A 23,468-nucleotide genomic window follows, 5' to 3' on the forward strand; every position below is an offset into this window, starting at 1 on the left:
TCCGAGCGGCCGACGACCCCACAACGCGGACCCGGCCGGCCACGACGCCCCCCCCGGCGCGGCCGCGGTGCCGGAGGGGGCCGCGGGGCTCGTGGGCGGCGCCGCGGCGCCGGACCGTTCCGCAGGGGCGGGCCCCCCGCAGCCCGCGAGGGCGGCTCCGCCCAGCGCCACCAGCGCGGCCATGACGGCAACGTTTCGTACGCAAATGGTCACGCGCGAAACATATATGACTATCCGGCAATCAGACGCTTGCGGCACTCCTCCACGTCGAAGTCGCCGGGGGGATACTTCGGGTCGAGCTCTTCCAGGTGCTCCAGCAGCTTCCCGACCGCCCAGTTGCGGTACCACTTGCGGTCGGCGGGGACCACGTACCAGGGGGCCGTGTCCGTGCCGCACCGCTCCAGCGCCAGCTCGTAGGCCCGCTGGTACTCGGGCCACAGGGCCCGCTCCTCGATGTCGCCGGCGTTGAACTTCCAGTGCTTGTCCGGATTGTCCAGCCGCTCCAGCAGCCGCTCCCGCTGTTCGTCCCGGCCGATGTGGAGGAAGACCTTCACCACGGTCACCCCGTCCTCGGCCAGGGCCCGCTCGAAGCGGTTGATCTGCCCGTACCGGCGGCTCACCACCTTGCGCGGGGCCAGCTCGCGGACCCGGGCGATCAGCACGTCCTCGTAGTGCGAACGGTCGAAGATGCCGATCTCACCCGGCTGCGGCAGCGCCTTCGCGATCCGCCACAGGAACGGGTGCCCGCGCTCCTCGGCGGTCGGCGCCTTGAAGGCCCGGATCCGGCAGCCGGAGGGGTTGAACCAGCCGATGACGTGTTTGACCGTGCCGCCCTTGCCGCTGGTGTCCATCCCCTGGAGGACCAGCAGCACCCGCCGCCGGTCGCCCGCCGTGCTCGCCGCGTACAGCCGCTCCTGGTACTCCGCGAGCCGGACGCCCAGCTCCCCGGAGGCGGCCAGCCCCTCGGCCTTCGTCCTCGGCCCGGCCGGCACGCCCGCCGGGTCCAGCGCGGCCAGATCGGGCCGGGTGCCCGGGCGGACCCGCAGCGCCTCCCGGAGCGAGGGCGCGTCCCACCGCTCCCGGCCGGCACCACCCCGACCGCCCCGGTCCGGGGCCCCGGCCCCTGCCCCCTCGCCCACCTTCCCGGCCCCGGCGCTCTTCCCGGCCTTCGCGACCTTCTCCGCTTTCTCCGCCTTCTTCGGCTTCTCGGCCTTCTTCGGCTTCTCGGGCTTCGCGCCCGCCGCGGGATCCGCGGCTCCGGTGGCTTTCCGGATCTTGCCGCTCTTCTTCCCGGTACCCGACCGGTCCGCCGTCTGGCCCTTCGCCACCGCCCGGCTCCTTCCGCTCGCCTCGTCCCGTTCGCTTGGTCCCGATCCTGCGCCGGATCGGGACGGACCGCGAGCGGGCGCCGGCCCCGGGCGGGCCCGCCCGACCTAGCGCCAGGGGCCGGTGACGGCGAAGGTGCTCCCCGGGGTGTAGCAGTTCACGAACATCACCGTGCCGTCCGGCGAGAAGGTGACCCCGGCGAACTCCCCCCACTCCGGGGCCCCCGGGCCCCCGATGTCCTGGGCGTTGCGCGCCACCGGATACACGTCACCGCCCCGGGTCACCCCGAAGACGTGCTGGGCGCCCGCGCCGTCCTCGCAGACCATCAGCCCGCCGCCCGGCGCCAGGCAGATGTTGTCCGGGGCCTCGCCGGGCAGGGACACGTCCGTGTCCGGCCCGAAGACCACGGCGAGGGTGAGCCGGCGGCGCCGCGGCTCGTACTTCCACACCTGCCCGTGGTGGTCGGCCGCGGACCCCTCCGCGCTGCGGGCGAAGCTGGACACGAAGTACACGGCGCCGGCGTTCCAGTAGCAGCCCTCCAGCTTCTGGGCGTGGGTGATGCCGCGCGGGCCGAAGTCCTGCTCGCGGATCGGGGTGCCGACCGCCTGCGGATCGGGCACCGGCACCCACTCCACCGGCAGCCGCGTGCCGGGCTCCCGCACCGCCGACAGGTCGGGCACCCCGGGGACCCGGAGGGCCTGCAGGGTGCCGCCCGCGCGCAGCGAGCCGGGGCCGCCCCGGGGCCGGGCGGGCAGGAAGCGGTAGAACAGCCCGAAGGGCTTGACGAAGGCGTCCTCGGTCTCGTAGACGGTCCCGGTGCCGGGATCGACCGCCACGGCCTCGTGCGCGAACCGGCCCATGGCCGTCAGCGGCACCGCTCCGAGCCGGTGCGGATCGGCCGGGTCCACCTCGAAGACGAACCCGTGGTCGCGCGCGTACCCCGAGGTGCCCGCCCGGTCCTCGGTCTCCTCGCAGCTCAGCCAGGTGTGCCAGGGGGTGGGGCCGCCCGCGCAGTTGACGGCGGTGCCGGCCAGGCCCACCCGTTCCCCGGTGGGGGCGCCCCGGCGGTCCAGCTCCAGGACGGTGCAGCCGCCCAGGGCCCCCGGGTCGTAGGTCAGCCCCGGGACGGGCGGGACCCGCAGGGCGGCGTCGGCGCGGTTCTCGTGGTTGCGGACCAGACGGAGGCGGACCGGGGAGCCCGCGCCGGAGCCGGGGAAGGCGGCCATGCCGTCGCAGTTGCCCGGGACCGGGCCCTGTCCGGAGAGCATCGGGCGCCCGGTCCGGGACAGCACCCGGTAGCGGAAGCCGCGGGGCAGGTCGAGGAGCCCGTCGGGATCGGGCAGCAGCGGCCCGTAGCCGCGGGCGGGCAGGCCGCGCGGCGCGGCGGCCGCCGTGAAGAGCTCGCCGAGCGCGCCGCCGAAGGCGACCGCGGCGGCCGCTCCGGTACCGGCGAGGACCTGGCGTCGGGTCGGGGCCATGGGCACACACTCCCTGCGGGGGCGACAGGAGACGGACCCGCACGTGGTACCACGCCCGCCGCGAGGAGCGAAGGACGCCGGGCGGGACCCGGCCGGTATCGCACCCGCCCGGGGCCCGCCCCTCCCGGATCCGGGACGGCGTCGGGGCCGGTCCGGGCGTGCGCCCCGACCGGCCCCGACGGCACGGCGGCTCAGGCGAGCTTGGCGTCCAGGGTGATGGTCGTCCCCGTGAGGGCCTGGCTGACCGGGCAGTTCTTCTTGGCGTCCTCGGCCGCGGCGGCGAAGCCCTCGGCGTCGAGACCGGGCACCTCACCGGCGACGGTGAGGTGGATGCCGGTGATGCCCTGGCCCGGCTGGAAGGTGACGTCCGCCGAGGTGGTCAGCTTGGTCGGCGGGGTACCGGCCTTGGCCAGCCCGTTCGACAGCGCCATGGAGAAGCAGCTGGAGTGGGCGGCGGCGATGAGCTCCTCGGGGCTGGTCTTCCCGTTCGGCTCCTCGCTGCGGGCGGGCCAGGAGACGGGGTAGGAGCCGATGCCCGACGAGTCGAGCGTCACCACGCCCGAGCCCTCCAGCAGGTTGCCCTCCCAGACGGTGTGTGCGTGACGCGTGGTGGCCATGATGGATCCCTTCAAGGCTGGTCCGCCGGGCCGGGGTTGGCCCGACCCGGCCCAACCTACTGCGCCACGAGGCCCTTTGCGTCACGCGCCAGGGCGGTGAGCCGCGAGATCGCGCGGAAGTACTTCTTCCGGTAACCGCCGTTCAGCATCTCTTCACTGAACAGCCGGTCGAAGGGCTCCCCGGAGGCCAGCACCGGGATCTCCCGGTCGTACAGCCGGTCCGCGAGGACCACCAGCCGCAGGGCCGTGGACTGGTCGGGCACCGCCCGCACGTCGGTCAGGCAGACCGCGGCGAGGTCCTCGGTGAGGGCCCCGTACCGGCTCGGGTGCACCCGGGCCAGGTGGTCGAGGAGACCGGGGAAGTCGTCCAGGGAGGCCCCGGGGGTGGCGTACGCGGCCTTGGTGACCTGCTCCTCGGAGTAGGGCGCCGGCGCCTCGGGCAGCCCGCGGTGGCGGTAGTCCTCGCCGTCGATCCGCAGCGGGCGGAAGTGCGCGGACAGCCCCTGGATCTCGCGGAGGAAGTCCACCGCGGCGAAGCGGCCCTCGCCGAGCTTGCCGGGCAGGGTGTTGGAGGTCGCGGCGAGCGCCACGCCCGACTCGACCAGCTTCCGCAGCAGGCTGGAGACCAGCACGGTGTCGCCCGGGTCGTCGAGCTCGAACTCGTCGATGCAGAGCAGCCGGTGCTCGCCCAGGGTCCGCACGGTCTGCTGGAAGCCGAGGGCGCCGACCAGGTTCGTCAGCTCGACGAAGGTGCCGAAGGCCTTCTGCTCCGGTGCGGCCGGGGTGGCGTGCCAGAGGGAGGCGAGCAGGTGCGTCTTGCCGACGCCGTAGCCGCCGTCCAGGTACACCCCGCGGGGCGCGGCCGGGGCCTCGGGCTTGCGGGAGAACCAGCGGCGCTTGGCGGGCCCGGCGGCGTGGGACCCGCCCAGGCCGGCGGCGAAGGCGCTCAGGGTGGAGACGGCCTGCGCCTGGCTGGGCTGGTTCGGGTCCGGGTCGTACGTGTCGAAGCGGACCCCGTCGAAGCGGGGCGGCGGCACCATCTCGGCGACCAGCCGTTCGGCGGGCACGTGCGGCTCGCGGGCGCACAGCGACTGCGGGCCCGCCCCGGCTATCCGGTCGGCGTCGGGGGCCGGTGTCCCGGAGGGCCCCGAGGGCGCGGTGAGAGATGTTGACACAGTTCTCCACTGTACGGGGCGTGTCACACTGCACCGCATGCGACGGCTGTTCCCTGTGACCGATCAGACATCCGAATCCGGCGACCGGGAGTGGTCCCTGGAGGAGCTCGCGGAGGCGTACGCCTACCCGCCCACGGAGCCCGGCGCGGCCTGGCTGCGGGGCAACATGGTCTCCTCGCTTGACGGGGCCGCCCAGCACGACGGGCGCTCGCAGCCGATCTCCAGCGCCACCGACATGCGGATCTTCGGCACCCTGCGGGGCCTGGCGGACGTGATCGTGGTCGGCGCGGAAACGGTTCGGCTGGAGGGGTACCGTCCGGCCCGGGTCCGGGACGCCTTCGCCGCCGGCCGCCGGGCCGCCGGACAGGCCCCGGCCGCCGCCATCGCGGTCGTGAGCGCCGGGCTCGACCTGGACTTCTCCCTCCCGCTCTTCACCGCGCCGTCGGTGCCCACGCTGCTGCTCACCGGGGCCGCGGCCCCGGCGGAGCGGGTGGCCGCGGCCCGGGCGGCCGGGGTGGAGGTCCTCACGGCCGGCGAGGGCGCCGGGGTGGACCCGGCGCGGGCCGTGCGGGAGCTCGCGGCCCGCGGGCTGACCCGCCAGCTGACCGAGGGCGGGCCCCGGCTGCTGGGCCAGTTCGTGGCCGCCGGGGCCCTGGACGAGCTCTGCCTGACCGTCTCTCCCACGCTGACCGCGGGAGACGCCCAGCGGATCGCGGGCGGACCGTCACTGAACGTGCCCGCCCGGATGCGGTTGACCTCGCTCCTGGAGGAGGCCGGGTTCCTTTTCACCCGTTACGGTCGGATCTGACGAGTTGCGGAATTCACCGTTCCGCTTTTTCCCGGCTGGGCACACTAACTTCCGAGGCTCCATGTGCTGACGGGGCAGGATGGTTTCCGCAGGGGACCGCCACGGTCGCGAGACCACGGCCAAGAAGGAGAGGGCGTCCGTGTTCACGAGCGTATTGATGATCGAGAAGTCTCTGACATCCGTAGACGTGGACTTCGTCACCACCCTGCACGGAGACGACCCCGTCTCCTTCGTCGTGCTGCTGCAGCCCCGGGGCGACCAGGACCGGCTGCTGCGGGCCATCGACGACGTCGCGCTCGGTGAGCTGCCCGAGGCCGTCCGGGAGGGGGAGGAACCGGAGGGCGCGGAGGCCCGCGGCCCCGCCGAACAGGCCCTGGCGGCCTCCCTGGCCTCCCTGCGGGCCCGCAACCACTCGGCCGTCGGGCAGGTCGTCGAGGACCACCCCCTCGACAAGCTCAAGGCCGTCGTGGAGGAGACCGGGGCCGACGAGGTGATCGTCCTGACCGCCCCGCACTTCGTGGAGGAGTTCTTCCACCGGGACTGGGCCTCCCGGGCGCGCCACAAGGTCGGGGTTCCGGTGCTCAAGCTCTTCGCCCACAACGAATAGGCTGCGGGGGTGGTGCCCCGGCCCGGGGCACCGCTCCGCCGGACCGCGACGCCCGCCGCGCCGCGACCGCGGAGCCCGTCCGACGCACCGCACGCACCGCACCGAGCCACTCGGGCGCAGCCCTCGGGAGAGACACGCATGACACCTGGCCTGCCGACCGCCATGGACCGGCCCCACTTCATCGGCATCGGCGGCGCCGGCATGTCCGGTATCGCGAAGATCCTCGCCCAGCGCGGCGCCGCCGTGGCGGGCAGCGACTCCCGCGAGTCCGCGACCGCCGAGGCCCTGCGCGCCCAGGGTGCCACCGTCCACATCGGGCACGCCGCCGGGCACCTCGCCGACGAGGCCACCTGCGTGGTCGTCTCCAGCGCCATCCGCGCCGACAACCCCGAGCTGCTCCGCGCCGCCGAACTGGACATCCCCGTCGTGCACCGCTCCGACGCGCTGGCCGCCCTCATGACCGGGCTCCGCCCGATCGCCGTCGCCGGCACCCACGGCAAGACCACCACCACCTCCATGCTGGCGGTCTCCCTCTCGGCCCTGGGCCTGGCCCCGTCCTACGCCATCGGCGGGGACCTGGACGCCCCCGGCTCCAACGCCCACCACGGCGAGGGCGAGATCTTCGTGGCCGAGGCGGACGAGAGCGACCGCAGCTTCCACCGGTACGCGCCCGAGGTCGCCATCGTCCTCAACGCCGAACTTGACCACCACGCCAACTACGCCTCGATGGAGGAGATCTTCGAGTCCTTCGAGATCTTCGCCGGGAAGATCGTCCCCGGTGGCACCCTGGTGGTCTCCGCCGACCAGGAGGGCGCCGTGGAGCTGACCCGCCGGGTCCGCGCCGCCTCCGGGGTCCGGGTCGTCACCTACGGCGAGAGCGCCGACGCCGACGTCCGCATCACCTCCGTGCTCCCGCGCGGCCTGTCCAGCGAGGTCACCGTCGAGATCGACGGCGACCCGCTGACCTTCACCGTCTCGGTGCCCGGCCGCCACTACGCCCACAACGCCGTGGCCGCCCTCCTGGCCGGCACCGCCCTGGGCGTCCCGGCCGGCGAGCTGGCCGCCGCCCTGGGCAAGTACACCGGCGTCAAGCGCCGCCTCCAGCTCAAGGGCGAGGCCGCCGGGGTCCAGGTCATCGACTCCTACGCCCACCACCCCACCGAGATGACCGCCGACCTGGAGGCCATCCGCGGGGCCGCCGGGGACTCCCGGATCCTGGTGGTCTTCCAGCCCCACCTCTTCTCCCGCACCCAGGAGCTGGGCAAGGAGATGGGACAGGCCCTCGCCCTCGCCGACTCCTCCGTGGTCCTGGACATCTACCCGGCCCGCGAGGACCCGGTCCCCGGCGTCACCAGCGAGATCATCATCGCCGCGGCCCGCGCCGCCGGGGCCGACGTGACCGCCGAACACGACAAGGGCGCGGTGGCCGAGGTCATCGCGGGAATGGCCAAGCCCGGCGATCTCGTTCTCACCATGGGCGCGGGCGACGTCACCGACCTGGGCCCGCAGATCCTGGACCGTCTGGCGCACTGAGGGAGAGCGAAGGCCATGGCGTACGAAGTCGAGAAGCCCGACGAGCAGTGGCAGGCCGAGCTCACGCCGTCCGAGTACCAGGTGCTGCGCCTGGCCGGGACCGAGCCCGCCTTCCGCGGCGAATACACCGACACCAAGACGGTGGGCACCTATTCCTGCCGTGCCTGCGGGGCGGAGCTGTTCCGTTCCGAGACCAAGTTCGACTCGCACTGCGGCTGGCCGTCGTTCTTCGACCCGAAGGACAGCGAGGCCGTGGAGCTGCTGGCGGACACCTCGCACGGCATGGTCCGCACCGAGGTCCGCTGCGCGACGTGCGGCTCGCACCTGGGCCACGTCTTCGAGGGCGAGGGCTACCCGACCCCGACGGACCAGCGCTACTGCATCAACTCCATCAGCCTGCGCCTGGCCCCCGACGCCGGCTGACCCCCTTTCGCACCACCCCGGGCCCCCGCCCCACGGCGGGGGCCCGCGCGTTTTCCGGGGTGGGCGGATGCCCGCTTGTCACAGGTGTAATACGCGTCATACGCTGGCGGTGTGGCCAGGACCAGGACCAGGATCAGCATCAGCCTCGAACAGACTCAGGCGGAGCGCATCAAGCGGCACGCGGAGCGGGCCGGACTCGACGTGTCCGCGTACCTCGTGCACGCGGCGACGCGCCAGATGGCGGAGACCGAGGCCATAGAGGAACAGTTCGCCGGTGTGGACGCCCTCATCGACGCGGCGGAGAACGGAGCCGCCGGTCCGGTCGAACAGGACGGATCCGAAGGGGAGCTGACGGAGCAGGAACGGCGCGAGGTGGAGGCCGCCCTCGCCCTCGTCCGCGGGGCCGGCCCGGCGGGGGCGCGGCCCGGCGCGGCGGCGTGAGCCCGCGGGTCCCGGTCTATGACACCGGGATGCTCATCGCCCTCGCCGACCGGAAGGCGAAGGCGGTCCACTTGCACGAGGGCATGCGGGGGACCCCGCATCGGGCCCTCGTCCTCGGCCCGGTCCTGGCCCAGGTGTGGCGGCCGGCACCGGCGCTCGTACACGGCTTGGCCGCGGTGCTCAGGGACTGCACCGTCCCGCAGGCACGGGACGCGGAGTCGGCCATGCGCGACACACGGGTGGGCCGCCCCGAATGCATCGCGTGCGCGGCGGGTCCGGACCTCAGGGACTGGCGTCGGATCGGCACCGTGCTGGGGGCGGCGGCGCTGCCAGCGAAGAAGAGGCCCGACGCCGTCGACGCGTGCGTGGCGCTCGCGGCCGCCAAGCACGGCAGTGCGGTGGTGTTCACCAGCGATCCCGAGGACATCACGGCGTACCTGGAGGTGTTGGATCCGCCCGACGTCCACGTGATCGCCGTCTGAGGAGTCAGCCCCCGCCCCACGGCGGGGGCCCGCGCGTTTCCCGGGGGTGGCGGGACGGGTGGGGTGGGGGGATTTCTGGTGGGGGGGGTACAGGGGGTGGGTGAGGGGGCCTGTTTCCCTGGCGTACCGCGGGAGGTCACGGGGCAGCCTCCGGGCGGTACCTCGCTCGCGCTCTTCTGGGACCGCTTCGTTCCCCCCTCACCCGCAGAGGTCACTCACCCATGGTAGAACTCAACCGCCGACGGTTCCTCCAGCTCGCGGGCGGCGCCGCGGCGCTCACCGCCCTGTCGGACAGCATCGCCCGGGCCGCGGCCATCCCGGCCGCCGCGGGCACCGGCACCATCCAGGACGTGGAACACATCGTCGTCCTGATGCAGGAGAACCGTTCCTTCGACCACTACTTCGGTGCGATGAAGGGCGTCCGCGGCTTCGGTGACCCGCGTCCCGTGACCCTGCCGAGCGGGAAGTCCGTGTGGAACCAGGCGGACACGAACGGCAAGGTCACCCTGCCGTTCCGACCCCCGGGCGACGACCTGGGCATGGAGTTCCTCCAGGGCCTCAACCACGACTGGGCGGGCGGGCAGAAGGCCTTCAACAAGGGCAGGTACGACCAGTGGGTGCCCGCCAAGACGGCCACCACCATGGCCCACCTCACCCGCGAGGACATCCCCTTCCACTACGCCCTCGCCGACGCCTTCACGATCTGCGACGCCTACCACTGCAGCTTCATCGGGTCCACCGACCCCAACCGCTACTACCTGTGGAGCGGGTACACCGGCAACGACGGCACCGGCGGCGGACCCGTCCTCAACAACGCCGAGGCGGGCTACGGCTGGACCACCTACCCCGAGCGCCTGGAGGCGGCCGGGATCTCCTGGAAGATCTACCAGGACATCGGCGACGGCCTGAACGCCGCCGGCTCCTGGGGCTGGATCAACGACGCCTACCGCGGCAACTACGGCGACAACTCCCTGCTGTACTTCAACAGCTACCGCAACGCCCAGCCCGGCAACCCCCTCTACGACAAGGCCCGCACCGGCACCGACGCCAAGGCGGGAGAGGGGTACTTCGACCGCCTGCGCGCCGACGTCCGGGCCGGTACCCTCCCGAAGATCTCGTGGATCGCCGCCCCGGAAGCCTTCTCCGAGCACTCCAACTGGCCCTCGAACTACGGCGCCTGGTACATCGCCCAGGTCCTCGACGCCCTCACCTCCAACCCGGAGGTGTGGTCGCGCACCGCCCTGTTCATCACCTACGACGAGAACGACGGCTTCTTCGACCACGTCGTCCCGCCGTACGCCCCGGCCTCCGCCGCCCAGGGCCTCTCCACCACCGCCACCGCCCTGGACGTCTTCCCCGGCAAGACCGGCTACGTGGCCGGCCCCTACGGCCTGGGCCCCCGGGTGCCGATGCTCGTCGTCTCCCCCTGGAGCACCGGCGGCTTCACCTGCTCCGAGACCTTCGACCACACCTCGGTCATCCGCTTCATGGAGTCCCGCTTCGGGGTCCGCGAGCCCAACATCTCGCCCTGGCGCCGGGCCGTCTGCGGCGACCTGACCTCGGCCTTCGACTTCACCCGCACCGACACCGCCCCGGCCGCCCTGCCGCCCACCGCGGGCTACTACCCGCCGGACCGCAACCGCCACCCCGACTTCGTCCCCACCGTCCCGGCCGTGGGCACCATGCCCCGCCAGGAGGCCGGGTCCAAGCCCACCCGCCCGCTGGGCTACGCCCCGTACGTGGACGGCGCCCAGGACGTCGCGGCCGGGAAGTACGCCCTCACCTTCAGCGGCGGCTCCCGCCTCGGCGCCCAGTTCCTCGTCACCTCCGCCAACCGCACCGACGCCCCCTGGACCTACACCACCGAGGCCGGAAAGTCGATCAAGGACACCTGGAACACCACCTACTCCAACGGGGTCACCGACCTCACGGTGCACGGACCCAACGGCTTCGTGCGCCGCTTCCGCAGCCCCGGCAAGACCGCCGGCCCCGAGGTCACCGCCCGCCACAACGCGGCCACCGGCAACCTCGACCTGACCCTCACCAACGCGGGCGGCGCCGACGCGCAGCTCACCGTCACCCAGACCTACGGGGGAGCGGCGCAGACCCTCACCGTCCGCAAGGGCGCCACCGTCACGCACAGCGTGGACCTGCGCTCCGCCCGCAACTGGTACGACGTCACGGTGACCCGCTCCGGGGACTCGGTGTTCCTGCGCCGCCTCGCCGGCAAGGTCGAGACCGGGGCCGCCGGCCTCACCGACCCCGGCATCCTCACGGTGTGACCGGTGAGGGTGCACCGTCACGCGTGACACGGCCCACCGCACCGTCACATGTGACACGGCCGGGTGCACCCTCACACCCCGCTCCCTCACACCCCGCTCCCCGGCCCCCGCAGCGTTCCGGCGGCCGGTGGGTAGGACGGCGGTCCGGCCGGGCAGACCCTACGGGTCGAAGGGCGCCACCGCGCCCGGCCCACCGCAGGGAGACCGCATGCCCATCACTCACCGGACCGTCGGATCCGGACCGGTCCGCGTCATCGTGCTGCACGACTGGTTCGGGACCTCCGCCAACTGGGGTTCCGTACTGGACTACTGGGACCCGGAGGGGTTCACGTACGCCTTCCTCGACTACCGGGGGTACGGCGAACGCCGGGACGAGCCGGGCCGGTTCGACGTCCCCGAGATCGCCGGGGACGTCCTCGCCCTCGCCGACGAGCTGGGCTGGGACACCTTCTCCCTCATCGGCCACTCGATGGGCGGCAAGGCGGCCCAGCAGGTCCTGGTCCACGCCCCGCACCGGGTGGAGAAGCTGATCGGCGTGGCACCCGTGCCGGCCTCCCCGTACGCGATGGACGAGGCCACCCACGCCCTCTTCCACGGCGCGGCGGCCGAGCCCGGCAACCGCCGCACCATCCTCGACCTGGTGACCGGCAACCGCGCGAGCGGCCACTGGCTGGACCGGATGACGGCGCACTCCGTGGAGGTCTCCCGCCCCGAGGCCTTCGCCTCCTACTTCGCCAGCTGGCAGTCCCTGGACCTGTCGGCCGCGGTCAAGGGCAACACCGTCCCGGTGCTCGTGCTCGTCGGCGCCCACGACCTGGCGCTCACCGCGGAGGTCATGGAGGCCACCTGGCGGGTCTGGTACCCGCACAGCGAGGTCCGGATCCTGCCCGGTGCCGGGCACTACCCGATGCACGAGACCCCGGTGGCCCTGGTCACGGCCGTGGAGTCGTTCCTCCGGGGCTGACCCCCGCCGGGTCCCGTCCGGTCCGGAGCCGGCCCACCAGCCACTCCAGGGCCGGGCGGGTCTCCCGCCCCCAGGTCTCGTAGTTGTGGCCCCCGCTGTCCAGCAGGATCGAGGACACCCGCGCCGGGGCCCGCACCGCGGCCACGAACTCCAGCGTCCGCGGGTACTGGTGCTCGCCCCGCCGGCTGCTCGCCACCAGCAGCGACACCGGCGGCTGCGGCCGGTTCCGCAGCAGCCACAGCAGGTCGTTCTCCCGCTCCAGGGCCGGATCCCCGCCGAACAGGTCCCCGGTGTCCGCGTCGTGCGCCGCCCGGTACGGCGCGGACAGGCCGGCCCCGGCCCGGTACGCGTCCGATCGGCGCAGGGCCAGCTTCAGGGCGCAGTACCCGCCCACCGAATTGCCCATCACCCCCCACGCGCGCGGGTCCCGGGTCAGCCCGTACCGGGCGGCGACGGCGGCCGGCAGGTCCTCGGCGAAGAAGGTCTCCGTGCGCGGCCCGCCCGGCACGTCCACGCACTCGGTGTCCCGGGGCGGGGCCACCGTGGGGGTCAGCATCACCAGCACCGTGGGCCGCATCCGCCCCGCCCGCACCCCGTCCCGGGCCAGCTGCGGGTACCGGAACAGGTCCAGCAGCACCCGGGGCGTGCTCGGGTACCCGCTCAGGGCCACCACCACCGGGAAGGAGCGCCGCCGCTCCGGCGGCGCGGCCAGGTACTCCGGCGGCAGGTGCACGTAGCCGGGGGTGGTCAGCTCCCCGTCCCGGGAGCGCACCCGGACCGCGTCGATCCGCCCCGTGACGGCCTCGTCGGTGGTGCCCCGGTACTTCCACCGGTGCACTCCGGTGACCCGCAGCCCCGGCCCGTCCGCCCCCGGGTCCTCCCGGCGCAGGCCCAGCAGGTCGCTCCAGCCGGAGTGGAACCCGTAGGCGGAGTTCAGGGCCAGCCCGGCGGGCACGGCCAGGGCCAGGGTCAGTCCCAGCAGCGCGCCGGCCCGGCCGAGCAGGAACCGCGGTCCCGGCCCGGACAGCCGCGGCCATCCCACCACCACGGCCGTGAACACGGCGCAGGCGAGCAGCGCCGCCAGGGCGAGGGTCAGGTCACCGGTGAGCGGCATGGCTACCGGAAGGGCGTCCGCGCATGGCCCCGATCCTGCCAGGACCGCACCCCCGGGACCCGGCAGCCCCGGCCCCCCGGGCGGGGCGGAACCGCCCCCGCCGGGCCGCCGGGTCGCGAGGCGGCGGGTCGGGAGGCGGCCCGGTCGGGCGCCGGCGGGTCAGGAGGCCGCACGGGCGGGCGGCCCCTCGACCGGCCCGGACACGGCCCCCTCCTCCGGGTGGACCCAGCTCAGCTCGTAGTACCTGAGGCGGTCGTCCTCCGCGACCAGCCGCAGCCCGGCCGCGGTCATCACCCGCTGCGAGGCCACGTTCTCGCGGTCGGTGTCCCCGCGGACCCGCCGGGCGCCGTGCCGGCGGGCCAGGTCCAGCAGGGCCCGGACCGCCTCGGTGGCGTACCCGGCGCCCCGCGCCGAGGGGATCAGTCCGTAGCCGATGGTCACCCCGCCCTCGGCGTCGGCCGGGCCGTGGAAGCCGAGGCCGCCGATGGCCAGCCCGTCGGAGCGGCGGCGGATCTCGTACGCGCCGAAGGGGTGCGGGTCGCCGGTCTCCGCGATCGTCGCGAGGAAGGTGCGGGCGCCGACGGCATCGGTCTCGTCGGGGTACCCCGGGGCCCAGGCGGCGCGGTCCCGGGGCCGCGGGTCCAGCAGCCGTTCGGCCTCGGCCGCGTCCAGGGGGTGCAGTACCAGGCGTTCGGTCACCAGGTCGTCCATACCGGCGTGCTATCACAGGTCGGGGCGCCGGGCCCATGGCCCGGACCGGCACAATCGCGTCGCGGGAGCACCCCGGCGATCGGCTATGCTGTGCGTGCACGTCGCACGGGTGGTCCGCCGCCCGTCGTGGTGGGTGTAGCTCAGTTGGTAGAGCACCTGGTTGTGGTCCAGGTGGCCGCGGGTTCGAGTCCCGTCACTCACCCTGTCGCCCGAGGGGCGTACGAGATCCGTCTCGTACGCCCCTCGGGTGTTTCCCCGGTCCCGCGGTCCGTTCCGGACCGTCAGCGCACCCGGTAGACCTGGCCCGTCTGCGCCCCCTCCACGGAGCGGACGTACGCCGTCGCGGCGCGGGCCACCGGCACGGCCTCCATGCCGGGGAAGAACGGGGCGTACGCCGGCAGGGACTCCTCGAACACGGTGGGGCTCACCACGTTGATCCGCTGCGGCGGCAGCTCGATGGCGGCCGCCCGCACGAACGCCTCGATCGCGCCGTTCGCGGCCGACGCGGCCGCCCCCGCGCGGATCGGCTCGTCCGTGAGGATCCCGCTGACCAGCGTGAACGAACCGGTCGGCGCCACGTGCCGGGCACCCTGCCGGACCAGCTCGATCTGGCTCAGCGCCTTGCCGTGCAGGGTGGACGCGTAGTCGGCCGTGCTCAGCTCGCCCAGCGGCCGGAACACCGCGTGCCCCGCCGCCACCGCGACCGCGTCCAGCGGTCCCGCCTCCGCGTACAGCCGGGCCACCGCCTCCGGGTCCGTGACATCGGCCACCAGGTCGCCGCCGGACCGGCCCACCCCGATCACCTCGTGCCCGCGCTCCGCGAGGGCCGAGCGCACCGCGCCGCCCAGGGTGCCGCTCGCGCCGACCAGGAGAATCCTCACCACACACCGTCCAAGAGAGCCGTGGAAACGTCCGTCCGGGAGCCGTTCCCCCGGACACCCCCGACGCTACGCACCGCCGGCCGCCCCCGGAAATGCCGTCCGGTCAGGGACTATGCTCGGCAGGCATGGACGACGTGGAACTGCGCCACCTCAGGGCCCTGGACGCGGTGGCCGCGGCCGGCACCGTCACGGCGGCCGCCGCCCGGCTGCACCTGACCCAGCCCGCGCTGTCGCGCACCCTCGCCCAGTTGGAGGCCCGGGTCGGCGTCCGGCTCGTCGACCGCACCTCCCGCCGGCTGGCCCTCACCCCCGCCGGCAGCACCCTCCTCGGGCACGGCCGGGCGATCCTCTCCCACCTCGACGCGGCCCTCGCCGACACCCGTACCGTCTCCCGCCCGCTCCGCCTCGGCTACACCTGCGCGGTCCTCGGCCGGCAGACCGTGCCCCTGCTGCGGTCCTGGCGCCGCGCCCACCCGCACACCCCGCTGGAGGTGGTCCGCCGCGACAACAGCACCGCCGGGCTGGCCACCGGCGACACCGACGTGGCGGTGCTGCGCACCGTACCGGCCGACCCCCGCATCCGCACCGAGGCCCTCTACACCGAGGGCCGGGTCGCCGCTCTGCCCGACGACCACCCCCTCGCGGGCCGGGACCGGGTCCGGATGGCCGAGCTGACCGATCCGACCGGGGCGCCGGAGCTGCCCCTGGCCCTGTGGCCGGACACCGGCACCGCCTCCCCGGAGCTGTGGCCGCGCGAGGGCCGTCCGGTGGGCGTGATCGAGGTGGGCAACGTGGACGAGTGGCTCAACCTCATCGCCACGGGCGCCGCCTTCGGGCTCGGCGCCGAGGGCACCGCGCAGAGCCACGCCCACCCCGGGGTCCGCTTCGTGCCCGTGACGGACGTCCCCGACGCCACCGTCTACCTGGCCCACCCCGCCCACCCCACGCACCCGCGGACCGAGGAGTTCCTCGCCGCCGTCCGGGAGACCGTCAGCTCCTGAGGGCCGGCCCCGGAGGGCACGGCCTCAGGGGCCCAGCACGACCGCCGACTCCCCGGGCAGGTGGATCCGGCCCGCCGGATCGGGGGACTGCACCGGCTGCCAGGCCGCGAGGACCCGCACGCCGTTGCGGCCCAGTGCGATCGTCGCCGGCTCCGGGGCGAGGTTCACCGCGATCCGCACGTCCCCCCGCCGGTACGTCAACCAGCGCCGCTCCTCGTCGAAGGCCACCTTCACCGCCGCCAGGTCGGGATCGCGCAGGTCGTGCTGGTGCCGGCGGAGCCGCACCAGCGTGCGGTGCCACTCCAGCAGCCGGTTGTGGGGGGCGTGCTCCGGCTCCGCCCAGTTCAGGCAGGACCGGTCCCGGGTCGCCGGGTCCTGCGGATCGGGCACCCGGTCCAGCGGCTCCCCGAAGGCCGCGAACTCCCTTCGCCGGCCCGCCCGTACGGCCTCCCCGAGCAGCGGATCGGTGTGGTCGGTGAAGTACTGCCAGGGGGTGTGCGCCCCCCACTCCTCGCCCATGAACAGCATCGGCACGAACGGGCCGGTCAGCACCAGGGTCGCCGCGCAGGCCAGCAGCCCCGGCGACAGCGAGGAGGAGAGCCGGTCCCCGACGGCCCGGTTGCCGATCTGGTCGTGGGTCTGCGCGTAGCCCAGGAACCGGTGCGCGGGGGTCCGCCGCCGGTCCACCGGCCGCCCGTGCGTGCGGCCCCGGAACGCCGAGTACGTGCCGTCGTGGAAGAAGCCCCGGGTCATGCTCTTGGCGAGGGCCGCGAGCGGGGCCACGGCGAAGTCGGCGTAGTAGCCGCGGTCCTCGCCGGTCAGCGCGCAGTGCAGACCGTGGTGGAAGTCGTCGTTCCACTGGGCGTGCAGGCCGATCCCGCCCTCCGACCGGGGCCGGGTGGTCCCCGGGTCGCACCGGTCGGACTCGGCGATCAGGAACAACCGCCGTCCCGTCTCCGCGGCCAACGCGTCCACCGCCGCGGACAGCTCCTCCAGGAAGGTCAGCGCCCGCCCGTCGGCGAGGGCGTGCACGGCGTCCAACCGCAGCCCGTCGATCCGGTAGTCCCGCAGCCAGGCCAGGGCGCTCTCCACCAGGTAGGCGCGCACCTCGTCGGACCCGGGCGCGTCCAGGTTCACCGCGGCACCCCACGGGGTCTGCCGGGTGTCGGTGAAGTACGGCCCGAAGGCGGGCAGATGGTTCCCCGAGGGCCCGAGGTGGTTGTGCACCACGTCCAGGACCACGCCCAGGCCGTGTTCGTGCGCGGTGTCCACGAACCGGGCCAGCCCCGCCGGCCCGCCGTACGGTTCGTGTACCGCCCACGGGGCCACCCCGTCGTAGCCCCAACCGTGCCGGCCGGGGAACGGACAGACCGGCATCACCTCCACGTGGGTCACGCCCAGCGCGGCGAGGTGCCCCAACCGGGCCGCCGCCGCGTCGAAGGTGCCCTCCGCGGTGAAGGTCCCGATGTGCAGCTCGTACAGCACGGAGTCCTGGAGCGGCAGGGAGGGGCCCGGCACCGACCACACGAACCGCTCCGGCTCCACCACCGCGCTCGGCCCGTCCGGGCCGTCGGGCAGCCGCCTGCCCCGCGGATCGGGCCGCACCACCGGGTCGTCGTCGAGCTGGAACCCGTACCGGTCGCCGTCCCGGGCCGGGGCCTCGACCGCCCACCAGCCGGCCCGTTCCGGGTCCCGTTCCATGGGTCGCGCCGCCTCCTCGCGCAGCCGCAGCACGACCCGTTCTGCCTGTGGTGCCCACACCTCGAACTGCACGGACGGTCCCCTCCTCGCGGACGGCGGCTAACCCGGTCCGCCCCATCATCGCCGCCGACGACCGGGAGTTCTGGACACTCCGCCCACGACGGGCCGACAATCACCCTGTGACATCGAGTTTCGAGTTCCCCGCCTTCCCCGCACGGCTGACCGACGCCGAGCGGGACAAGGCCCTCGGGCTGCTCCGGGAAGGGGTGGCCCAGGGCCGACTGTCGCAGGACACCTTCCTGCGGCGGATGGAACTCGCCCTGACGGCGCGCCGGTCCGAGGAGTTGGCCGTGCTCACCGCGGACCTGCGCACCGAAGGGCCGTGGACCTCAAGGTTGTTCGGCTGGGTGGGCCGGGTCTCCGCCGTGTCCGTCGGCGTCCGCCGGGCCTGGCAGGCCGAGAAGTACCCCAAACTGCTGCTGCCGGCGCCCGGCCCGTACCCGCTGCGCATCGGCCGGGACCCGGGCAACGGGCTGCGGCTCAGCCACGACACCGTCTCGCGGGTGCACGCCGAACTCAGCCTGCGCGAGGGGCGGTGGGTCCTGCGCGACCTGGGCTCCACCAACGGCACCACCGTCAACGGGCACCGGGTCACGGGCTCGGCCGCCGTGCGGGACGGTGACCTCGTCGGCTTCGGACGGATGACCTTCCGGCTCTCCTCCCGCTGAGCCGGCTGCGGCGCGCGCCCCGTCGCGCCGGGCCCGTACCGGGACGGAACCGGCACCGGGCGGCCCGGCCGGGTGGGCGCCGGGCCCGGACCGCAGGATGGGGCCGTGATCGAAGACCGAGACCCGTCCCGCGGCCCCGCTCCCGTCCCGGCGGCCCCCGCCGTCCGCCCGGTGCTCCCCGCCGACCTGCCGCGGATCGCCGAGCTGATGCACGAGCACATCGCCTACGAGCGGTCCGCCCCGGTCGCCGACGGACTGGCCGGGCGGTTGCACGAGGCCCTGTTCGGGCCCGGCGCGGACCCCGCCCGGCGGATCCTCGCCGCCATCGGCCCCGACGGGCGGATCCTCGGGTACGCCGCCTGCGCACCGGAGTTCGCTTTCTGGGAGGCCCGCAGCCACCTCCACCTGGACTGCCTGTACCTGGCGGAGGACGCGCGGGGCCACGGGCTCGGCGCGGCGCTCGTGGCGGCCGTGGCCGAACTCGCCCGCGAGCTGGGCATGGCCCAGGTGCAGTGGCAGACCCCGGAGTGGAACGAGGGCGCGGTCCGCTTCTACCGGCGCCTGGGCGCGGATTTCCTTCCCAAGCTGCGGTTCCGGCTGCCCGTCAGCGACTGACCGCCAGGGCCCGCTCGTACGCGGCCACCACCGCCCGCGCCTGGTGTTCCACCTGGACGTCCACCGGCACCCAACGGGCCCCGAACCGGGCCGCGAAGGACTCGCACCAGCCGGTGACCCGCCGGTCCAGGGCGGGCGCCGCCGGGTGCCCTGCCGCCCGGAGCTCCCGCAGCAGCATCGCCGCGGCCCGCAGCACCAGCCGCTGTCCGAAGGCGTCCAGGGAGCCCACGTAGGCGGCGGTGGCCTCCGCGGGCGCCGACCGCGACCAGGCCCCGACGATTCTCGGGACCAGCGTCAGCGTCCACTCGACGGCCCGCAGCAGCGGGGCGCCCTCCGCGGGGGGCAGGTCGGGCCGGACCTCGGTGAGGAGCGCGGCCACCGCCCCCGCGTCGGCCTCCAGACGCCGGGCCAGCACGGCCAGGGCCGCGCGGGGGTCCGGGTGCGGGGCGGGATCGTCCACCAGGTCACTGGCCCACATCGGGACCTCGACGACGGCGGTGGTGCCGCCGTGCCGGTGGGCCCGGTACCAGGTGCTGAGCCGCGGGTCCTCCGGGTGGAAGGAGCCGGCCGGGGTGCCGGCCGGTCCGGGCATCACGAACACCCCCGGGCCCGAGGAGGACCAGCCGGCCGCGTCGGAGGCGCTGGTCTCCAGCGGGATCCGCAGCTCGGCCGCGGACTTGCCGAAGGGTTCGGCCAGGCCCGGCAGGTCACGGGTCAGCTGGACCCAGCTGCCGCCCAGGTCGGTGCCGTGCAGCGACACCTGGAGCAGCGGCCGGACCTCGTCGATGAGGTCGACCAGGGCCCGCGACTCCGGTGGGAGCCGGTCCGGGGGCACCAGCGAAGGGGCCCACTCGGGCTGTTCCGGGCCCGGCGGCCGGTAGAAGTTCCGGTGGTAGTCCAACAGGCCCTCCGGGCGGGGCGTGCGGTGCAGGGCCGCGCCGTCCGGGTCCGCGCAGAGCAGGAAGTGCCAGACGGAGTCCGCCCGCAGGTCCTCCTCGCGGAGCACGCGGTGGGCCAGGGCCAGGGCGGTGGGCCCGCCGACCGGTTCGTTGGCGTGCGCGCCGGCGACGACGAGGACGTCCCGGGGGGTGCGGTCGGGCCGTGGGCCCGGGCCGCCGGGCGGGCGGATGCCGTGTCCCACGGACAACAGCCAGAGCGGGTGGCCCGCGCGGGAGGTGCCGGTGCGGTGCAGTCGGGTCAGGGCGGGGTGGGAGGCCGTCAGGGCGCGGGCCCCGGCTTCCAGTTCCGCGGGGGTGGGGTAGTGCGCGTCAGGGTTTGGGTTCACCTCGTTGTGCTGCCCGGCCGGGGGGCCGCGTACTGCTCCGCGGGGCCGGCGTTCGCCGGCGGGGTCGTGGTCGGGGTGGGGCGGGCGGCTCGGTGCGTGGTGCGGTGCGGCTTCGGGGTCGTTCGACGCCTGGCGGGGCTCGCACCGCGGTGCGGTGGTGCCGGGGGCCGCCCCCCCGGCACCACCCGCGGTCAGGGGTGGGCCGTGAGCAGGAGGGCGGCGGGGGTGGTGGTGAGGAGGGCGGCGGCGGGGATCCAGGCGGGGCCGGTGAGGGGGGCGGGGTGGGCGGGGGAGTGCCAGTGGCCCGCCGGGAGGCGGAGTTCGGTGTCGCGCCAGCCCCCCGCCCGCTCCAGTCGCAGGGACAGCCGGGTCACGACGCTGAGGGCGCCCCCGCCGCGCGCGAAGGCCAGGCAGTGGGCGGCAGCCGGCCCGCGCACCGGGACCGGGGCGTACGCCGCCGACGGGCCGAACAGCTCCGGCCGGTCCCGCCGCGCCGCGAGCGCGGTCCGGACCAGGCGGGTCTTCTCGTCCTCGGCGGGCGGGGCGTAGGGGTCGCGGTTGTCGGGGTCCACCAGGGCCCGGTACTCGGCCTCGGTGCCCTGGTAGAGCTCCGGCACCCCGGGCACGGTGAGCAGCAGCAGGGTGGCGGCGAGGACGTTGGCCCGGGCGTGCGGGGCGAGGTCCCGGGCGAGGGCGCGCAGCTGCGGGTACGGCAGGTCGGCGGCGTAGGCGCGCAGGGCGGTCTCGTAGTTCTCGTCCGGTTCGGTCCAGGTGGTGCGCAGGCCCGCTTCGCGGGCCGCCTTGAGGAGGGCGGCGGTGACCCGCTCGGGTGCGGCGGCCGCGGTGTCGGGGCCGAGGCCGAGGACGGTCTGGGCGGCCGTCCAGACCAACCAGGGGTCCGGCCCGGCCGGCACCGCGCGGAGGAACTCCGCCCAGCGGTCCGGGGCCTGGCTGAGCACGGAGATCCAGGCGCGGGCGTCCCCGCTGCGCTTGGTGTCGTGGGTGGAGAGGACCACGCCGGTCCGGGGGTGGGTGCGGGCGGTCGCCGCGCAGTGCGCGTGGAACTCCTCCGGGGTGACGGCGGGCCGGCCCGGATCCCCGCCGACCTCCGCGGCGGACAGCAGCGGGGCGTACCGGTAGAAGGCCCGGTCCTCCAGCGACTTGGCGCGCAGCGCGGCGGCGGTCTGGGCGAAGCGGGCCGCGAAGGCGGGGCCGGTGCCGAGGGCCAGGTCGCGCACGTGGTCCACGGCCGCGCCCTGTTCGGGTACGGGGAACTCGGCGCGGGCCGCCGGGAGGGCCGTCTCGGGGAGAGCCAGGGCGGCGTCGGGGCCCGGGTAGGGCCGGTAGACGGGGACGGACCGCAGCAGGGAGCGGGTGGCGCGGCGCAGGGCCCAGGGGGCGTGGTCGTGGTCGCCGGGGGCGGCGAGTCGGGCCAGGGCGGAGGTCTCGGCGGCCAGGTCGTGCCGGGCGACCTCCTGTCCGGCGCGTCGGGCGGTGGCGGTCCAGTCCCCGCCGAGTTCGTCGGGGAGGCCGGTGTGGGAGCGGTACAGGCGGGCCAGGTCGGCGGCGCCCGCCGGGTCCGTGAGGACCCCGTCCAGCCGGTAGAGGGTGTCGTAGCCGGTGGTGCCCGCCACGGGCCAGCCGGCGGGGAGGGGTTCCCCGGGGGTGAGGATCTTCTCGACCACCGTCCAGCAGTCCCCGCCGGTGGCCCCGGCCAGTCTCCGCAGGTAGCCCTCCGGGTCGGCGAGTCCGTCCGGGTGGTCCACGCGCAGGCCCTGGACGACGCCGTCCCGGACCAGTTCGAGGATCTTGGCGTGGCTCGCGGCGAACACCTCCGGGTCCTCGACGCGGACGCCGATCAGCTCGGACACGGTGAAGAAGCGGCGGTAGTTGAGCTCGGTGCGGGCCAGCCGCCACCAGCCCAGCCGGTACCACTGGGCGGCCAGCAGCTCGGGCAGCGGCAGGTCGGCGGTGCCCGCGCGGAGCGGGAAGGCGTGGTCGCCGTAGCGGAGGGCGTCCCCGTCGACGGCCAGTCGCCCGCGTTCCTCGGCCAGCGGCCCGCCGAGCACGGGCAGCAGCACCCGGCCGCCGCCCGCCGCCCAGTCGATGTCGAACCACCGGGCCCGCGGGGAGTCCGGGCCGTCCCGGAGCACCTCCCAGAGGGCGCCGTTGCGGCGGGTGTCGGCCGGTACGGCCATGTGGTTGGGCACGATGTCCAGGACGAGGCCCAGGCCGTGGGCGCGGGCGGTACGGGCCAGGTCCCGCAGCCCCGCCTCTCCGCCGAGCTCCTCCCGGACCCGGGACGGGTCGGTCACGTCGTAGCCGTGGGAGGAGCCGGGCACGGCCTCCAGCACGGGGGACAGGTGCAGGTGGGAGACGCCGAGGGCGGCCAGTCGGGGCACGGCCGCCGCCGCGGCGGCGAACGGGAACCGGGGCTGCACCTGGAGCCGGTAGGTGGCGGTCGGCGGGCCCGGGGTGCCGGGCGGGTCCGGGAGGTCACTCGCATACTGCCGGGTCATGAGAACGTACGTACCCACCGGTCGCGATTCCGTGCCATTGCCCAGTGCATCCGGGTGACTCCAGCGCGTTAGCGTCGAGCGAGTGGCCGGAACGCTCCTCACTTATCGCAACGTCATCGCCCTGACCGGGCCCCTTCTCCCGCTCGTCTCCTTCCTCGCCCGCCTGCCCGTGGCCATGTGCCAGTTCGGCAGCGTGCTCCTCGTCGCGGACACCAGCGGCTCGCTCGCCGCGGCCGGGATCGTGGGCGGCACCCTCTCCGCCGGGCAGGTCCTGTGCGGTCCGCTGCTGGGTCGGTGCGCCGACCGGTACGGGCAGCGGCCGGTGGTGCTGGCCGCCGCCGCGGTCAACTCCCTCGCGACCGCGGCCCTGGTCGCCGGAGCCCTGGCGCACTTGCCGACCGCGCTGCTCGCCGCGATCGGCGCGGTCACCGGGGCCTCGGTGCCGCTGGTGGGCCCGCTGGCCCGGACCCGTTCCGTGGCCCTGGCCCGCCGGGCCGGGGCGGGGGAACGGGTCACCGGGGCCGTGCACTCCCTGGAGGGCACCCTCGACGAGGTCTCCTTCGTGATCGGCCCCGCCGTGGTCGGCCTGTGCGCCCTGCTGGTGCACCCGGCGGCGGCGCTGGGCCTGGCGGCCGCGCTGGTCGCCGTCGCCGGTGGGGCCTTCGCCCTGCACCCGACCGCCGCCGTGACGGCGGGCTCCCGCCGGGCGGCCTCGGGCGGGCCCGGCCGGACGCCGACCGCCGCCCGTACCCGCCCGGCCGGGGCCGTGCCCCGGCC

The 23,468-nt window shown here is 75.1% G+C and carries 21 protein-coding genes, 1 tRNA gene and 1 pseudogene; 13 read left to right on the forward strand and 10 right to left on the reverse strand.

The window, feature by feature from the left end:
- Positions 1–230: 230 nt before the first annotated feature.
- The 4 genes from ABTZ17_RS27965 to zapE all read right to left on the reverse strand — a co-directional run bounded on the left by ABTZ17_RS27965 (position 231) and on the right by zapE (position 4,596).
- Positions 231–1,139, reverse strand: coding sequence for a PPK2 family polyphosphate kinase (locus ABTZ17_RS27965; RefSeq protein WP_502994872.1), 909 nt, complete (start codon positions 1,137–1,139; stop codon positions 231–233).
- A gap of 294 nt (positions 1,140–1,433) precedes the next feature.
- On the reverse strand, positions 1,434–2,804 hold the full coding sequence (locus ABTZ17_RS27970) for an alkaline phosphatase PhoX (RefSeq protein WP_352198515.1): 1,371 nt from the start codon (positions 2,802–2,804) through the stop codon (positions 1,434–1,436).
- Between the two features lie 191 nt (positions 2,805–2,995).
- Entirely contained in the window at positions 2,996–3,421 is a 426-nt protein-coding gene (locus ABTZ17_RS27975) for an OsmC family protein (RefSeq protein ID WP_352198516.1), read from the reverse strand.
- Positions 3,422–3,477: 56 nt separating this feature from the next.
- Positions 3,478–4,596, reverse strand: coding sequence for a cell division protein ZapE (zapE, locus tag ABTZ17_RS27980; protein WP_352198517.1), 1,119 nt, complete (start codon positions 4,594–4,596; stop codon positions 3,478–3,480).
- A 37-nt stretch (positions 4,597–4,633) separates the two neighbouring features.
- Here zapE and ABTZ17_RS27985 point away from each other — a divergent pair, with 37 nt between their 5' ends.
- The 8 genes from ABTZ17_RS27985 to ABTZ17_RS28020 all read left to right on the forward strand — a co-directional run bounded on the left by ABTZ17_RS27985 (position 4,634) and on the right by ABTZ17_RS28020 (position 12,136).
- Complete coding sequence (locus ABTZ17_RS27985; RefSeq protein ID WP_352198518.1) at positions 4,634–5,404, forward strand: pyrimidine reductase family protein; 771 nt, start codon at positions 4,634–4,636, stop codon at positions 5,402–5,404.
- Positions 5,405–5,543: 139 nt separating this feature from the next.
- Positions 5,544–6,011 (forward strand): indole-3-glycerol phosphate synthase, encoded by a 468-nt coding sequence (locus ABTZ17_RS27990; RefSeq protein WP_352198519.1) that lies wholly within the window; start codon positions 5,544–5,546, stop codon positions 6,009–6,011.
- A gap of 138 nt (positions 6,012–6,149) precedes the next feature.
- The gene (gene murC, locus ABTZ17_RS27995) at positions 6,150–7,544 is read left to right on the forward strand and encodes a UDP-N-acetylmuramate--L-alanine ligase (RefSeq protein ID WP_352198520.1); all 1,395 of its coding nucleotides are present in this window, start codon (positions 6,150–6,152) and stop codon (positions 7,542–7,544) included.
- Between the two features lie 15 nt (positions 7,545–7,559).
- Positions 7,560–7,967, forward strand: coding sequence for a peptide-methionine (R)-S-oxide reductase MsrB (gene msrB / locus ABTZ17_RS28000; RefSeq protein ID WP_352198521.1), 408 nt, complete (start codon positions 7,560–7,562; stop codon positions 7,965–7,967).
- A 111-nt stretch (positions 7,968–8,078) separates the two neighbouring features.
- On the forward strand, positions 8,079–8,408 hold the full coding sequence (locus ABTZ17_RS28005; protein WP_352198522.1) for a plasmid mobilization protein: 330 nt from the start codon (positions 8,079–8,081) through the stop codon (positions 8,406–8,408).
- 29 nt (positions 8,409–8,437) lie between these two features.
- Complete coding sequence (locus tag ABTZ17_RS28010; RefSeq protein WP_352198523.1) at positions 8,438–8,890, forward strand: hypothetical protein; 453 nt, start codon at positions 8,438–8,440, stop codon at positions 8,888–8,890.
- A 221-nt stretch (positions 8,891–9,111) separates the two neighbouring features.
- Entirely contained in the window at positions 9,112–11,172 is a 2,061-nt protein-coding gene (locus ABTZ17_RS28015; protein WP_352198524.1) for a phosphocholine-specific phospholipase C, read from the forward strand.
- A 208-nt stretch (positions 11,173–11,380) separates the two neighbouring features.
- The gene (locus tag ABTZ17_RS28020; protein ID WP_352198525.1) at positions 11,381–12,136 is read left to right on the forward strand and encodes an alpha/beta fold hydrolase; all 756 of its coding nucleotides are present in this window, start codon (positions 11,381–11,383) and stop codon (positions 12,134–12,136) included.
- Here ABTZ17_RS28020 and ABTZ17_RS28025 read toward each other — a convergent pair.
- The gene (locus ABTZ17_RS28025; RefSeq protein WP_352198526.1) at positions 12,105–13,250 is read right to left on the reverse strand and encodes an alpha/beta hydrolase; all 1,146 of its coding nucleotides are present in this window, start codon (positions 13,248–13,250) and stop codon (positions 12,105–12,107) included. The two genes, ABTZ17_RS28020 and ABTZ17_RS28025, sit on opposite strands and share 32 nt — an antisense overlap.
- Before the next feature lie 159 nt (positions 13,251–13,409).
- Entirely contained in the window at positions 13,410–13,961 is a 552-nt protein-coding gene (locus ABTZ17_RS28030; protein ID WP_352198527.1) for a GNAT family N-acetyltransferase, read from the reverse strand.
- A 129-nt stretch (positions 13,962–14,090) separates the two neighbouring features.
- Between ABTZ17_RS28030 and ABTZ17_RS28035 the strand changes: the two genes are divergently transcribed.
- Positions 14,091–14,163 (forward strand) — tRNA-His (locus ABTZ17_RS28035).
- 79 nt (positions 14,164–14,242) lie between these two features.
- On the opposite strand, the gene ABTZ17_RS28040 is transcribed toward ABTZ17_RS28035, so the two are convergent.
- Positions 14,243–14,842, reverse strand: a complete 600-nt coding sequence (locus ABTZ17_RS28040; RefSeq protein WP_352198535.1) for a short chain dehydrogenase — start codon at positions 14,840–14,842, stop codon at positions 14,243–14,245.
- A 125-nt stretch (positions 14,843–14,967) separates the two neighbouring features.
- On the opposite strand from ABTZ17_RS28040, the gene ABTZ17_RS28045 reads away from it, so the two are divergent.
- Positions 14,968–15,843 (forward strand): LysR family transcriptional regulator, encoded by an 876-nt coding sequence (locus tag ABTZ17_RS28045; RefSeq protein ID WP_352198528.1) that lies wholly within the window; start codon positions 14,968–14,970, stop codon positions 15,841–15,843.
- A 24-nt stretch (positions 15,844–15,867) separates the two neighbouring features.
- Here ABTZ17_RS28045 and treZ read toward each other — a convergent pair whose 3' ends face one another.
- On the reverse strand, positions 15,868–17,616 hold the full coding sequence (treZ, locus tag ABTZ17_RS28050; protein WP_352198529.1) for a malto-oligosyltrehalose trehalohydrolase: 1,749 nt from the start codon (positions 17,614–17,616) through the stop codon (positions 15,868–15,870).
- A gap of 107 nt (positions 17,617–17,723) precedes the next feature.
- Here treZ and ABTZ17_RS28055 point away from each other — a divergent pair, with 107 nt between their 5' ends.
- On the forward strand, positions 17,724–18,272 hold the full coding sequence (locus ABTZ17_RS28055; protein WP_352198530.1) for an FHA domain-containing protein: 549 nt from the start codon (positions 17,724–17,726) through the stop codon (positions 18,270–18,272).
- Positions 18,273–18,377: 105 nt separating this feature from the next.
- A complete protein-coding gene (locus ABTZ17_RS28060; protein WP_352198531.1) occupies positions 18,378–18,887 on the forward strand; it encodes a GNAT family N-acetyltransferase in 510 nt (169 codons plus the stop codon).
- On the opposite strand, the gene ABTZ17_RS28065 is transcribed toward ABTZ17_RS28060, so the two are convergent.
- The gene (locus ABTZ17_RS28065) at positions 18,877–20,172 is read right to left on the reverse strand and encodes a M14 family zinc carboxypeptidase (RefSeq protein WP_352198532.1); all 1,296 of its coding nucleotides are present in this window, start codon (positions 20,170–20,172) and stop codon (positions 18,877–18,879) included. The two genes, ABTZ17_RS28060 and ABTZ17_RS28065, sit on opposite strands and share 11 nt — an antisense overlap.
- 191 nt (positions 20,173–20,363) lie before the next feature.
- Positions 20,364–22,691 carry a malto-oligosyltrehalose synthase gene (treY, locus tag ABTZ17_RS28070; protein WP_352198533.1) on the reverse strand — a complete coding sequence of 776 codons (2,328 nt, stop codon included), beginning with the start codon at positions 22,689–22,691 and terminating at the stop codon, positions 20,364–20,366.
- Positions 22,692–22,773: 82 nt separating this feature from the next.
- Between treY and ABTZ17_RS28075 the strand changes: the two are divergent.
- Positions 22,774–23,468 (forward strand): annotated as a pseudogene (locus ABTZ17_RS28075) (MFS transporter); the annotation flags it as partial.

Source organism: Streptomyces sp. NPDC097619 (genome assembly GCF_040302735.1).
Lineage (GTDB): Bacteria > Actinomycetota > Actinomycetes > Streptomycetales > Streptomycetaceae > Streptomyces.